The following is a 12,762-nucleotide window of genomic DNA, read 5'->3' as shown; positions in this document are numbered from 1 at the left end:
GACCCGGCCGCAACACGGTCGGGCCTTCCTTTTTGGAAAACCGATGGGCAAAGATCTTGACCTCGTGGGCGCAATGCTTGCGGTGGCGCTCTGCGCGGTCCTGCTCGTGGCAGGCCAACAGCGCATTGCAAACTTCAAGGCGCACCAGGAGCGCTTCGTGCGGGAACGCGGGGACTTCGCAGCCTCTCTCCTGCAAAAGATGCGGGGACAATTGTGACCTGCAGTCAACGGGCCACCAAGCACAACGCCGCCTGAGCCGAATATGATCGCGAGGCGGCGTTGCTCCGTTACCGAGCCCCTAAAATTTCGGCCGGCGCATCAGTCACGCTCGCATCCTTTAAATGTTGATTGACATAAGCCAGGCGGACGACGTTCCCGTTAAAATTGGGGCTAAGGTTCATCTCGTCGTCCGGCCCCCAACACTACGATCGCGGGATGATGACGGCTCCGCCATATTCACGGTGGCGGAGCCGTTTCCATGAAAACTATTGGCTAAACCGGCAGGTGCGGTTGAGGCCGAACTTACTGCTTACTCGGATCATCAGCGGGATTAACATATGTAATCGCGAACTGCCCTTAGCCGTGCACTTGGACAACAGACGCACTGCTTGCTCAAGCATAGTGATTCATTTTCTCAGGGGCTTCGCCGTAACCACCTGCGGTTAGTTCGACAGCGTTTTTCTCATCAAGCTTGTCGCCCATTCCCAGATGAAAATTACCGGATATGACAGTTGCGTATTCGGTTGTCGGATGATTGTGCGCGGGGATCTTGTAGCCGTCCGGCATTTTCAATCGGACAACATAAAGTCCGTCTTTGGAAGGATCGCCCGACAGAACGGTGATTTCCGCCCCTTTTGGTAGCGCCGGTGCAGGACCCCATTTGAGATCACCAGAGTTAGTCGGCATTTTCATATCATCGGCCAAAACCGCGTTCGCACCCGCCAGCATCAAAGTCAAAGGAATCAATCGGCGCAGCATCGTCTCCTCCCTAATGTTGAAGCCGGACCGTCGCTCCAAAGAGAAAGCAACCTGTGGCTTTGGCTTTGCTAACGACAGCCAACGAACTGGATCAGTTGCCGTGGACGCAACTCGTTCCACCGAAGCCGCCATCTCCGACCCGAGTGCGGCTTCCTGCCCTCCGAGGAACCAATCGCCGCCCTGCCTATTGGTGCGGCAACAGGAACCCATTTGTCCGTGGTAACGAGAGCACCAATGGCAGAAAAATTTGATCCGGCACCTTTCGACAAGTACGCCGACGATCCCGCTACTATCGCGGCGGCAAGTCGCGAAAAACACACCAACCTCTCCTCGGGTCTGGAAGGGTCTTTCCCGGCATCCGACCCACCCAGCTCTACTCAACCCTCACCATCGAGACGCGATGCAGCCGGACAGACATTGTGGCAACGGTTCGTCGGACTGTTCAAATAATCAACCGTATGGATGTTACATGGCAGCAGAAAGCCTCAAGGAACTTCACACGGCTCTGGTTGATACCCGGGCCGCGTATGAGCTCGCGTTAAAGGACACCGACGACGAGTCGGCCGCATTTGCAAGGAAATGATTTCTTTGCGGCATACGGACCACCGAGAACTCCATCAGTCACTGATTTTGGCTGGCGAAGTCCCCGATGAAAACGGTTCATTTATGTCGGTCGTTCACGAGACGGTTGTCGGCGTCCGGGCAGCGCTCACTGGCATCAGCAAGAAAACGCTTCCTGCTTTTGTAAGTGGCGAAGAAAACGTCGTTGAGGAATATAACGACGCGTTGCGCGAAGCGAGCGGAGACCCAAACGTCACGGGGATCCTGACGCGTCAAAAAGAAAATTTACTAGCCAAGATCGCAGAAATGAGGAAAGTGTGCGCTTAGTTCAAGATTAACCGAGGATGTCCGCGGGGGCGCTAATTCGCAAACAGGCGGTACGGAACAAATCAGCTATGTATCAGCACGGTATTTCAATTCATCCGCCGCCTTGCGTGTCCTTCAGAAATGTCTTTGCTTTTTAAGGGACTGACGCCGGGTCGACACCGTTTGTTATTTGGACGGCGCAGAGTGGGGCCGACCGGGATTTTTTTCGGGCTTGGACGGGTTCATGGACATCGGCCGCGGTTCAGGTCCGCGATTGGGCTGTGTCGGGATCGGTCCTCGCTCCGGTCGCTTAAGCTCTGTCATGACTGATCCTAAAGGCGACAGACTCGCACTCGCTCTATGAGTGCGGCTTTCTTCACATCAAGCAATCTCAAAATTGAACCCTGCTTCGCTTTGGGCTGTCGTGGGCCGGCACCCGTCGGGCGACAGCGATTCATCCTCTTTCAACTCTTCAGTAACAACGGCAAATCGCGTCAAGATGGCAGGGCCAAAGCTCGTAGAAATGGCAACATCGGCAGCATCTCGCCCGCGGGCAATGACGATGCGGCCGACCCTCGAATGGTTATGCCGTGCGTCAAATGTGAACCAGCGACCGCCGATGAAGACCTCAAACCAAGCGCTGAAATCCATTGGGGCGGGATCGCGCGGAACTCCGATATCACCGAGGTAACCCGTGCAATATCGCGCCGGGATGTTCAGACATCGGCACAGCGTAATCGCAAGATGTGCGAAGTCGCGACACACGCCGATGCGCTCTTCGTGTCCTTCGGCGGCAGTCCGATCGTTGCGGGCATGATGATAGCCAAATTGGATATGGTTATGCACATAATCGCAAATTGCCCGAACCCTGTGCCAGCCGCCTTGGATTGGTCCAAACATCGCCCAAGCTAGATCGCTCAACTTTTGAGTGTCGCAATAGCGGCTGCCGAGCAAGTAAATGAGAATTTCGTCCGGCAGCTTGTCGACGGGCAATTGCTCGGCATCAAGCTGTACCTCATCGGACATGCCGCTGTCCTGGATGACAAATCGGTTGCGGATTTCGAGAACACCGGGAGGCGCTACCAGCCTCGTACAAACATTTCCAAAACCGTCAAGGTAGTCTCGCGCGACGATTTCTGGGGAGAACTGAATTGAGTGCGCCGTAAGCAAATCATGCCGGCGCTCGGGATGCACGCTCAGCATCAACACCATGGCCGTCTCTTGTGGGAAATGGAATGCGATATCGTATCCGGCCTCGATCTTCATAACCCACCTCCAATAATGAGGCATAAAGCGGCTTGGCTTCGTTGGTTCCAATTCTCAACGCCAACATGAGGGATGACATCGCGGACAAGCGAGGGCTGACGGAATCGGTGAGAACTCATAAACTGGTGCCCGCTTCCTTCAATCAACTGACATCGGCTATCGCGCTAAGGCAGGCCAAAGGAGAGGTGCGGCACCCATTTTTTTCAAAGGCCCCTTATTCTGCACGCGATTGATCAGCGTCGCTGAAAGTAGCTGGCGGCCTTATGACACGGCGCTCTCTGCCGAGGCGCCAGAGATGGAAAGGTAGCCAAATAATCAGGCGAAGTAGGACAATCGCGGAAGCGATCTGGATCCAAATGACGCCTCCGAGTTCTCTCAGCATAACCTCGACCCGCGCACCCCAGGGCTCCGGCACCTGATCGGCGACGGCTTCGATGGCAGATGTTACAAAACGAAGCCACGCCCGGATCCATTCGGGATGGTAGACAAAGGCACCGAAGATCAGCACCCAGGTCGCCACCATCGTTAGGATTCTAAACGTGTGGGCTTTGGCCAATTGGCCGACGGTCGGCCGATTCTGTGCTGGCGGCATGCTAGGCTAACGGGTCAAAGCGGCTTTCGATCCAATCCCCGACGTTCCCTACTTCGCACCGACCAACTCCGCGGTGTAGTCATGGGCCGCTTCGAACGCTATCTTGTGGATGATCCACTGTTCGTCGTGATTGTAGGCCTGATCGATCCCCCGCCGCTTTTGCCCAACACGCAGTCGCTGAATTTCGTTGTCGTAGCCGCAGCGTGACATGACGGTTCGCAAGCTGCGCCTTAAGTCGCATGGTGGCAACAGCGACTTCCTTGACCAAACGGTTAAGTGTTGCGTAAGGCGAAGCGCTTTCTCGCGGGGTCCTCGATATTGCCGGAGGACATGCAATTATCCTCGCAGCAATCTTCTCCTGCTTATATCGGTCTTGCTTGCCAGCAAAGAACGCCCTCATGTCATTGACGAAGGCGCCTGCGGCTGGGGGGTCTAGACGACGCTTGCGGACGACTCAGTTCGTACGTTGCGGCCGTGGCGTAAATTTGTTTGCCACTGCGAGCGCGGCTAGCTCGTCTGTTTCGAGAGCTATCTTTTGAGCCAACATGACATCGCCAGGCACCAGATCGCCTTTTGGTATGAAACAGTAGCGCTTTATCGGACGGCCGACTTTGTCGATTTCTTCCACGTTGGCCACGTTCGCATAGTAGACGCGATACCGCTTAGCCGTGTGGCAGCCGATAACATCGAAAAAATTACGTGCATCAAATTGCGCCAGTTGTTCGGCTGATAGCCATCGTCGCAAAAGACGCCGACCATGGGCTTCAGGGACCCTAAGAATACGGTAGAGTTGGCGTATGGCACGTGACCGAGACGGGTCGGGCGCCGCCAAATTCGGAGCAGGAAGTCCATAGGTCATTTAACCGCCTACTAGGCGAGGGAAAAACACAGTTTCCCGGGCGGTCGGATCGAACGACTTGACCTTCAGGGTCTCACCAGTCGTCGTTCGCTCGGCTGCCGTAAATCCCAATCCCGTCAATTCCTTAAAACGCTTTTCGGCTTCGGCCAACTCATTAGTGTTTTTGGGATCGAATTGGTGTCGACGGTCGCCGGTATGGTCCATCACAATCTGCGTCGCCATGGAGAGACTCCTGCTGTCGCTTAGCCCACCGACAATCATGCAAGCAAACCTTATACCGTATCCGAAGTTCCCATTCGAGCTGGCGGAAATGTTGTTGGCGCTCGCTAGGGCCGCCAAAGGCCATGGGCGTCGTGATAGCCGCCATCGTGCGGTGCTTTTTTGGTTTTTGCGATGATTCTATCACGCCTGAGCGCGCTAGTGCTTCGGTCGACTAGATTGCCACTTGCGTCTCGGCTATCGATCTGGCCTGCGCTTGGGCTGCGCAGATGGATAGGAGGACGCAAGAAACAGCCGAGTCTTCAACCGGCTAGGGCCGGTCGATATGAGTCAGGCAGAGCTTTGCATGTGAGGGCCAGGGTACCGGTCTCGGCCTTTCCATGATCTACGGCTTCGTCCGCCAGTCCGGCGGCCAGGTCAGGGTCTACTCGGAGATCGGAAAAGGCAAGACTATGACGCTCTATTTTCCCGCGATTCGTCGGGGAGCTTTCGGGCGAAGACACGCCGGAAGCCGCATCCGTCGACCGCGGCGACGTTGAAACCGTGATGGTCATCTCATCACCGACGTCGGATCGCCGAACGGCCTGAACGGACGTCAGGTCGCAGACGCCGCGCGGGGCATCAATCCCAAACTGAAGGTCCTGTTCATCACCGGTTTCGCAGAGAACGCCGCTGTCGGAAACGGGCACCTCGAGCCCGGAAATGTCCGTCATCACCAAGCCGTTCGCGAACACGATGCTGATCAACAAGGTCCGCCAGATCGTCGATGCGCCCGCATAGCCCAACCGAACCCGGACTGATGTGCCGTGTGGATGGACCCGCCCGCTTCAACAGATCGGCTGATATCGATGGTCACAACTGCTGACGTATATCCGGCTTCTTGATGCGGCTGGACAACATCTTCGCCGCGAGCCTCGATGGGTTTTCGCCCGCTTCCACCTCAACGGCTCCCAGACGTCGGCCGAAGCCGTGCCGGCCCACACATCAGGGCCAGGAAGCGCTGGGGTGACCGTCTCACCATCTCTTGCCTTTGCTGCAATTCCGAGGTGGGACCTCCTTCTCCTTTACCGAACCGTCAGGCCGCTTTCATCGACGATGCGCTGGCACTAACGGGTTATCCTTGTCGCCGGATCGACCGCGTCTGCATCGTAAGCCCTCCCATTACACGCCGGACATTCGGCGCGATCTCTATCGCGCGAGCGCGACGGGTTCCTTCTAATGCCGTTGCCTCCGGAATTGCGGCTCGCGGGCAGCCCAAGTGCTCGACGTTCCTAAGTGTTACGGCTCCTCGGCGCTGATGTGCAAAACAAATAGTGTGTTCTGAAATTCGTCGGTCACTTCCATGCGCCAGTCGCGGCCGGGTGTCAGTTTTCCATCAATGTCCTGCAGTATCTGACCCGCCGTTTCGGTGGCTTCCTTCCAAGCGGCGTGCTTGTCTGGCAGCTCCTCGCCTTGGTCATCGATTTGCGTATGCACATGCGTGACGTGAAAGAAATACTTCGGCATCGCATGAAAAATGCGCAAATGTCGGAAGAAGTTCCCAACGACTGGGTCGCTAATGACGGGGTGTGGCCGCCATTTCGGACAGCTAGGATCATCGCCAGTGTCGATAGGATAGATCAAAAACTCCTCGTACTTGAATATTTGCGGTCGCCTAGGTCGCACACGCCGGGCGGAGCGGTAGGCTGAAGGCGCCTACTCGTTTAGTCTCCCTTCGTTGAACGGCTCTTTACAGTAGTGAAACCTAAGCTCCTATTGATTGGTTCGCCAGTAGCAGTTCTCAACGGGGCGCCGCCCGCAAGCTTAGGGCGTCGGCCAGCGCACCTTTCAAGTTTTCCGACGAAAACGGAGCAAAGCTAAACGTAACATGGTGCATACCGGCGGGGACTTCCACGGCTCGAAATAGCACATCGGCTCGGACCATGGGCGTTCGTTTCCCGTCGATTTCCGCTACCCATCCTGGATAGAATAGGTCGTGCACCAGCAAAAATGCTGCAGTTGTCGAAGTGGTGACGACGCCGAGCCGACCCGGCGCTAAGAGCTCAATTTTTGCTTTCCCCGGAAGTGCTCCTGCAGGGGGTGGCAGGGCGGGGCTGCGATCGGGCGGCGCCCCGATGCCCGGCGGACTATCGTAGTCAGTCCGGCTGAAAGGAAGATCCACTCGAGGCGCTGCTGTAATGAACTCACTGACCATGCTCACTCGAGGCGACGCGCCTTGAATCCTGTAGAGCCAGATGGGAGGCCCAGAGAGTAGAAGTTCGGAAGATGGCAGAATCGAAAGGCCTGGCAAATCTTGCAAGGCCGAGCCTAGAATGAGGTACGTCAGGCCGAGCGCCTTCGCAAGTGAGCAGCTATAGTTGTCGAACGAACGCGGAAACTGACGCTGGGACACATCCCAATTTTGCTCGCCAGGTGAAACAAGGCGGTCGTACGAACCGATTCGCAGCGGATTGTACCCATTTGTTGCTTCCCAGCCGCGAACCATCGCAAGATTCTGCCACGGCCCGCCAAGGCCTAAGACTTCGACACGCGGATAATCGCCGCGGCGGTGATCGGCTTCGATGGACTGTTCCAACAATGCGATCGTCGCTGCGTTCGCTCCCGACGGTGCTTCAAGGACCGCATAAAAATTCCAGGGTTCAGCGTTCAAACGCGAGGCCGTGTTCCACCACGTCAATTCGGTCGCAGCGGCAAGGGTGACCACAATAGCTGCACCAGCGCGGGCCGGGGCGCTTCGCGCGGCAAAAAGAAACAGGCCCGCAGCCAACATCAATGCCAGCGAGACAAGAGCCTCGTGAGTGGCATCCGCCGCATGTCCGGTCCTGGCCGAGAATTCGACAGCCGACACAGCGATCGCAAGAGACACCAATAGCGCAAGTAATGTGCTCACTATTCGGAAGTGCGGCATGCCGTTTCGGACGTAGTCAGTGAGGCAGTGACCAGCAAGAAAGGCGGCCGCAATGGCGAAGACGAAACTGGCGTCGGTGGGGCGTCGGAAGAGATCGATAGCGGGAATAAACCGAAATCCGAGGCTGTAGAGCGGCGTGTAGCGCCCCAGCATGAAAAGACAGGAAATGACGAGCGCACAGGCCATCAGCCGGCGTCCGGGTTGCCACGCACGTCGTCCTGCGACGCCGAGCCAAAGCAGAACAAATGTGGGCACCCCGCCGAGAAAAAGGTAGTTTTCGGAATCGTCGGTCAAGTCGACGTCAGCCGAAGTTGCGGCGCCAGGCCCCCAATAAGCCGAGTGGGTGCCGAAGATATTGGGAATGGCAACGGTCGCGAAATTCGCTGGATACAATGACCCCCTCAGCGCTTCATCGAGCCCTTCGCTAGGCCGGTTTGAGAGGATAGCGAATTGCGCCGTGAGGAGCAGTGGTATGAACAGCAGCGCTCCCCCTGCAACGATCATGAGGGCGAGCACGCCGCCGCGCTCCCGCAAATATCTCATAGATTTCTGCGCCCCCAGTATTTCCGCCACGGCAGCCGAGATCAGCAGCGCACAAAGAAGCAATGCCACTTGGTTGCGACCGAGTGCCATACCCACCGCAACTACCGAAAAACCGAGGGCCAATATGTAGGAGCGCCGCTCAAGCCCGAGCTGCAAAAACAAGAGTGCAACTGGGAAAGCGCTGTAGCTCAGAATGATACCGGTATGCTGTAGGCGGCCGGAGGCTGGACCGCCAAGCATGAACAACGTCGCGGCCAGAACACAGCTGGCTATCGACCACCGGGCCCGCCAACCGATGAAAACTATAGCGAGACCACCTAACAACAGATGGGCCTGGACGACAATGTCGAATGCCCGCATCGTGGGAAAACGATCGATTGCGGCCCAGGCGGCAAAAACGGGTGAAAAAATCAACGATTGAGGATCTGCAACGCTCGGATGCCCGCCATAGTGGTACGGATTCCAAAACGGCAATTCGCCGGAATGCAGAGTTTCGGACAAGAACCGAAAGAAGGCATAGAACTGATTTTTGGAATCCCAAGGTATAACGGCGTCCTTCGCTATCCAATGCAAGATCGCGACGACCCAAATCGTCGAGACGAAAACCGCTGCAATCGCCAGTTCGCTATCGAGCGCTCGATTATCATCCGGTCGGGTCACATGCAGGCCTCATTTTGGGCTGGAATGTCGCACCAGAGGAACTCCTTCAACCTCTGACCGTTTCCCAGCCTGGTCTGGAACGGGAGGAATTCCTTGAATCGTCGGCAACTTTTGCGCGCCTCGGCTGTGCTTTCCGCCGCCGCCGCCCTGCCGCGAACGAACGCGGCGGACCCGACAGCGGATCTGGCGTTCGGTTCATCATTCGTACGCGAACTAGCCCGGTCTCTTGCCGTCAAGCCGTTCGAGCCGCCGGACGAAAAGCTGCCTGACGCTCTGAAGGATCTCAATTACGACCAATACCGATCTATTCGATTTCAACCGGAGCATGCGCTATGGCGTAACGAAAAACTGCCATTCCAAGCGCAGTTCTTTCATCGGGGTTTCTTTTACAAAAACAGGGTCGATCTGTTCGAAGTGAGCAACGGACGTGCCGTTCCGATAAGGTACCGGCGCGATGACTTCTCGTTCGGCGGCGGTCTTCAGCAGTGGCCCGATGTCGATCTCGGTTTCGCCGGCTTTCGCATTCACAATCCAATTAACAGGCCGGATTATTACGACGAGATTTGCGTCTTCCTTGGCGCAAGTTACTTCCGCGCAGTTGCAAAGGGAGAGACTTATGGCTTGTCCGCCCGCGGACTATCGATCGACACCGGGGAAAGCAAGGGTGAAGAATTTCCTGTGTTCAAGGCGTTTTGGTTAGAGAAGCCAGCGCCAAACGCAACCTCTCTTGTCCTCCACGCCTTGCTGGACGGAAAAAGCGCCGCCGCAAGTTATCGTTTCACCATTCGCCCAGGCGAGAGCACAGTCTTCGACGTTGAGATGTCACTCTATCCAAGAGTGGATCTTCCACACGGCGGTCTTACGCCGATGACGAGTATGTTTTTCTTCGGACCAAACGACCGAAAAAACTTCGATGATTTCCGCCCCGCGGTACACGACTCCGACGGTCTTGCGATCTCGAATGGCAAGGGCGAACAACTCTGGCGTCCTCTCAGCAATCCACGCGATCTACAGGTGAGCACCTTCGCCGACCTCAATCCGCGTGGATTCGGATTGATGCAGCGGGAGAAAAAGTACTTTGCCTATCAGGACCTCGAATCACGATTTGAACGCCGTCCCAGCCTTTGGTTTGAGCCGATCGGGGATTGGGGCGAAGGCGCTGTCGTCTTGTTCGAGATCCCCACCAAGGAAGAGATTCACGACAATATCGCGGCCTTTTGGCGTCCAAAGCAGCCGCTCACCGCCAAGAACGAATACAACTTCACCTACCGCATGCACTGGGGGCCAGACGCCCCGAAATCCGACGCGCTGGCGCGCTTCACGCGGACCGGAATCGGGGCCCGAGGCGACGACAACAAGCTGTTTGTGCTGGAGCTGATTGGCGACAAGCTTAAGGGTGTCGATCCAAAAAGCATCAAAGGAATGGTGACTGCGGAAAAGTCTGAACTCACCAACATTGTCACCGAACCCAACCCGGAGACAGGCGGATGGCGTTTGAGCTTTCAGTGTTCGGTCAAGAACAAAATGCCAATCGAATTGCGAGCTGTCCTTGTCCAGAATGACACGGCGATTTCCGAGGTGTGGACCTATCGATGGACACCCTAGAGAAATCGCCGGAGCCGGCTTGGAGCGCCATCGCCGACCATTTTCTTCCTCCGGAAAGCACACTTTCGATGGAGCCGTGCCGGCTCGATCAGATAACGGAGAGAAAGCGAGCTTCTTCCCCGTTCCAAACTGTCTTGCTGTTTCGCCGAGCGTTCATCTTTTCCGGTGCGACGTTGCTTACGATCGCAGGTGGCTACGAAATGTATAGGGTCGTAAAGGTCGGCGGCGTAACCGTGCTCGAAGTAATGCTGCTTGCTTTTTTCCTCATTCTGCTTGCGTGGGTAGCCTTTTCATTCATGTCGGCCTTGGCTGGGTTTTTCGTTCTGCTTACTAGACATCAAGGCGGACTCAAGATCGATCGCGACGGCCCGCTTCCGCAATTGTCGTCGCGTACAGCCATGCTATTGCCAACATATAACGAAGATCCGCATGATTTGATGGCCCGACTCCGCGCGATGTACGAATCGGTAGCTGCCACCGGTAACGATGCACAGTTTGATTGGTTTCTGCTTAGCGATACAACTGACCCGGATACTTGGGTACGCGAAGAGGTAGCCTTCATCGCCTTGCGTCGCGCCTGCGGCGCAGATCGGCTTTACTATCGCCATCGATCCGATAACACCGCCCGAAAATCGGGCAACATCGCTGAGTGGGTAAGACGGTTCGGTGCGGCGTACGATCATATGATTGTTCTTGACGCGGATAGTCTGATGGCGGGCGACACGATTGTCCGCTTGGCTCGTACGATGGAAAATTATCCCGACGTCGCGCTGATTCAAACGCAGCCTGTTATTGTCAATGCCCGCAGTCTGTTCAGCCGTCTGCAGCAATTCGCCGGTCGAGTGTACGGCCCGATCGTCGCTGCCGGTAACGCGTGGTGGCACGGACCAGAAAGCAACTACTGGGGGCACAACGCCATCATTCGTGTACGCGCATTCGCAGAAGAGGCGGGATTACCAGAACTCCGCGGCCGTCAGCCCTTTGGCGGGCATATCCTTAGCCATGACTTCGTAGAAGCCGCTTTGATGAGGCGGGCCGGCTGGGCCGTCTATATGGCACCCGAGCTTGGGGGGAGCTTCGAAGAAGTCCCGCCATCAATTCTGGATTTCGCAGCCAGGGACCGACGCTGGTGTCAAGGTAACCTTCAACATATCGCGGTATTGCGCGCGCGCGGCCTGCATTGGGTGTCGCGCATTCACCTGCTCACAGGTATCGGTTCTTACGTTACAGCGCCAATGTGGCTTATCTTTCTGATCCTAGGACTATTGATTTCGTTGCAGGCTAACTTTATCCGACCGGAGTATTTTCCTAAGGGCTTCTCGCTGTTCCCGACCTGGCCTCAGCAGGATCCTGTGTTGGCAGCATGGGTGTTTGCCGCCACAATGGGACTTCTGGTTCTACCCAAACTGCTGGCGTACTTGGCGTTGATCAGCCACCGCGAGGACCGCACCTCATTTTCCGGATCTATTCGGGTGTTTGGCGGCATCCTATCCGAAACACTCCTTTCCGCGCTGATTGCGCCATCGATGATGATTTTTCAATCCAAGGCAGTCGCGGAAATTCTCTTAGGCCGAGACGCTGGATGGCAGGTCCAGCACCGAAGCGGCGGTGAGGTGGCGCGGCACGAAATCTATCGCAAGCTCGCCGTGCCTACGCTGTGCGGTGTTTTGATGGGGTTGAGCGCGTTTGCTGTATCGATTCCCCTCCTACTGTGGATGTCACCGGTTATTGTCGGTTTGGTGCTTGCAATTCCACTGGGTTTGTTGATTTCCCGGCAGTCGAGAGCGGCCGGGCTGTTTGCTACACCGGAAGATAACCGTCCGCCTCCGGTTGTGCTTCGCGCGAACGAACTTACTGCATCCGCGCGTATCCAAGTGACGGGGGCTCTGCAGCAACTCCGGCAGGATGCCGAAATGCTCAAATATCATTTGAATTTGCTGCCTCGCATTAGCCATCTCAAGTTGAGACAGATCGACGTGCCCCTCGCGACGGCTCGGGCGAAGATTGATCAATGCGAGACCTTCGAAGAAGCCGTCGACTGGCTAGACAAAACCGAAATCCGAGCCGTGCTGAATAATGCCGTAGCTCTACAATGTGTTTTGGAATTGCGTAGCACGGGCGATGGGGGTTAAGTTTTGGCATCGTTGCGGTACCTCCGGTACCGCAACGGGTGCCAGACCATTGTCAACCGTGATACTCGACAAGTCTGCTGGGTCCTCCGCCGTCAAGGATTCCCGTTATCGTCATGGAAACGAGCAAATATGC

The 12,762-nt window shown here is 56.3% G+C and carries 12 protein-coding genes and 2 pseudogenes; 6 read left to right on the top strand and 8 right to left on the bottom strand.

Annotated features, from left to right (window positions below):
• The first annotated feature begins 43 nt into the window (after positions 1 to 43).
• A complete protein-coding gene (locus BUA38_RS36895) occupies positions 44 to 217 on the top strand; it encodes a hypothetical protein (RefSeq protein WP_156898634.1) in 174 nt (57 codons plus the stop codon).
• A 395-nt stretch (positions 218 to 612) separates the two neighbouring features.
• On the opposite strand, the gene BUA38_RS21785 is transcribed toward BUA38_RS36895, so the two are convergent.
• Complete coding sequence (locus BUA38_RS21785) at positions 613 to 978, bottom strand: cupin domain-containing protein (RefSeq protein ID WP_244553013.1); 366 nt, start codon at positions 976 to 978, stop codon at positions 613 to 615.
• A gap of 234 nt (positions 979 to 1,212) precedes the next feature.
• Here BUA38_RS21785 and BUA38_RS21780 point away from each other — a divergent pair, with 234 nt between their 5' ends.
• The gene (locus tag BUA38_RS21780; RefSeq protein ID WP_072821093.1) at positions 1,213 to 1,428 is read left to right on the top strand and encodes a hypothetical protein; all 216 of its coding nucleotides are present in this window, start codon (positions 1,213 to 1,215) and stop codon (positions 1,426 to 1,428) included.
• Between the two features lie 138 nt (positions 1,429 to 1,566).
• Positions 1,567 to 1,866, top strand: coding sequence for a DUF2383 domain-containing protein (locus BUA38_RS21775; RefSeq protein WP_244553012.1), 300 nt, complete (start codon positions 1,567 to 1,569; stop codon positions 1,864 to 1,866).
• 360 nt (positions 1,867 to 2,226) lie between these two features.
• On the opposite strand, the gene BUA38_RS21770 is transcribed toward BUA38_RS21775, so the two are convergent.
• From BUA38_RS21770 to BUA38_RS21750, 5 genes and pseudogenes are all read right to left on the bottom strand, one after another.
• Positions 2,227 to 3,111, bottom strand: a complete 885-nt coding sequence (locus tag BUA38_RS21770; RefSeq protein WP_072821091.1) for a transglutaminase-like domain-containing protein — start codon at positions 3,109 to 3,111, stop codon at positions 2,227 to 2,229.
• A 214-nt stretch (positions 3,112 to 3,325) separates the two neighbouring features.
• Entirely contained in the window at positions 3,326 to 3,634 is a 309-nt protein-coding gene (locus BUA38_RS21765) for a hypothetical protein (RefSeq protein ID WP_156898633.1), read from the bottom strand.
• A 120-nt stretch (positions 3,635 to 3,754) separates the two neighbouring features.
• Positions 3,755 to 3,980: pseudogene (locus tag BUA38_RS21760) on the bottom strand (tyrosine-type recombinase/integrase); the annotation flags it as partial.
• Positions 3,981 to 4,157: 177 nt separating this feature from the next.
• On the bottom strand, positions 4,158 to 4,562 hold the full coding sequence (locus tag BUA38_RS21755) for a hypothetical protein (RefSeq protein WP_072821087.1): 405 nt from the start codon (positions 4,560 to 4,562) through the stop codon (positions 4,158 to 4,160).
• Positions 4,563 to 4,784 (bottom strand): hypothetical protein, encoded by a 222-nt coding sequence (locus tag BUA38_RS21750; RefSeq protein ID WP_072826307.1) that lies wholly within the window; start codon positions 4,782 to 4,784, stop codon positions 4,563 to 4,565.
• A 350-nt stretch (positions 4,785 to 5,134) separates the two neighbouring features.
• Here BUA38_RS21750 and BUA38_RS36275 point away from each other — a divergent pair.
• A pseudogene (locus BUA38_RS36275) lies at positions 5,135 to 5,561 on the top strand (PAS domain S-box protein); the annotation flags it as partial.
• Positions 5,562 to 6,059: 498 nt separating this feature from the next.
• Here BUA38_RS36275 and BUA38_RS21740 read toward each other — a convergent pair.
• Positions 6,060 to 6,404: a DUF6894 family protein gene (locus tag BUA38_RS21740; RefSeq protein ID WP_244553011.1), complete on the bottom strand. Its 345-nt coding sequence runs from the start codon at positions 6,402 to 6,404 to the stop codon at positions 6,060 to 6,062.
• A 157-nt stretch (positions 6,405 to 6,561) separates the two neighbouring features.
• Positions 6,562 to 8,892 (bottom strand): hypothetical protein, encoded by a 2,331-nt coding sequence (locus tag BUA38_RS21735; RefSeq protein WP_083587686.1) that lies wholly within the window; start codon positions 8,890 to 8,892, stop codon positions 6,562 to 6,564.
• 93 nt (positions 8,893 to 8,985) lie between these two features.
• Between BUA38_RS21735 and BUA38_RS21730 the strand changes: the two genes are divergently transcribed.
• Both BUA38_RS21730 and mdoH read left to right on the top strand, forming a co-directional pair.
• Positions 8,986 to 10,497, top strand: a complete 1,512-nt coding sequence (locus tag BUA38_RS21730; protein WP_156898632.1) for a glucan biosynthesis protein G — start codon at positions 8,986 to 8,988, stop codon at positions 10,495 to 10,497.
• Positions 10,485 to 12,629, top strand: a complete 2,145-nt coding sequence (mdoH, locus tag BUA38_RS21725; RefSeq protein WP_072821081.1) for a glucans biosynthesis glucosyltransferase MdoH — start codon at positions 10,485 to 10,487, stop codon at positions 12,627 to 12,629. Before BUA38_RS21730 ends, mdoH begins: the two co-directional genes overlap by 13 nt.
• Positions 12,630 to 12,762 lie beyond the last annotated feature (133 nt).

It is taken from the genome of Bradyrhizobium erythrophlei, assembly GCF_900142985.1.
Taxonomy (GTDB): Bacteria; Pseudomonadota; Alphaproteobacteria; order Rhizobiales; family Xanthobacteraceae; genus Bradyrhizobium; species Bradyrhizobium erythrophlei_B.
Note: the sequence above shows the minus strand (reverse complement) of the source record. Positions and strands in the feature narration are given on the sequence as shown.

Bases quoted from the DNA above. Each gene is read 5' to 3' on its own strand.
- BUA38_RS36895 (WP_156898634.1), top strand. From the start codon at position 44: ATGGGCAAAGATCTTGACCTCGTGGGCGCAATGCTTGCGGTGGCGCTC.
- BUA38_RS21785 (WP_244553013.1), bottom strand. From the start codon at position 978: ATGCTGCGCCGATTGATTCCTTTGACTTTGATGCTGGCGGGTGCGAAC.
- BUA38_RS21780 (WP_072821093.1), top strand. From the start codon at position 1,213: ATGGCAGAAAAATTTGATCCGGCACCTTTCGACAAGTACGCCGACGAT.
- BUA38_RS21770 (WP_072821091.1), bottom strand. From the start codon at position 3,111: ATGAAGATCGAGGCCGGATACGATATCGCATTCCATTTCCCACAAGAG.
- BUA38_RS21765 (WP_156898633.1), bottom strand. From the start codon at position 3,634: ATGGTGGCGACCTGGGTGCTGATCTTCGGTGCCTTTGTCTACCATCCC.
- BUA38_RS21755 (WP_072821087.1), bottom strand. From the start codon at position 4,562: ATGACCTATGGACTTCCTGCTCCGAATTTGGCGGCGCCCGACCCGTCT.
- BUA38_RS21750 (WP_072826307.1), bottom strand. From the start codon at position 4,784: ATGGCGACGCAGATTGTGATGGACCATACCGGCGACCGTCGACACCAA.
- mdoH (WP_072821081.1), top strand. From the start codon at position 10,485: ATGGACACCCTAGAGAAATCGCCGGAGCCGGCTTGGAGCGCCATCGCC.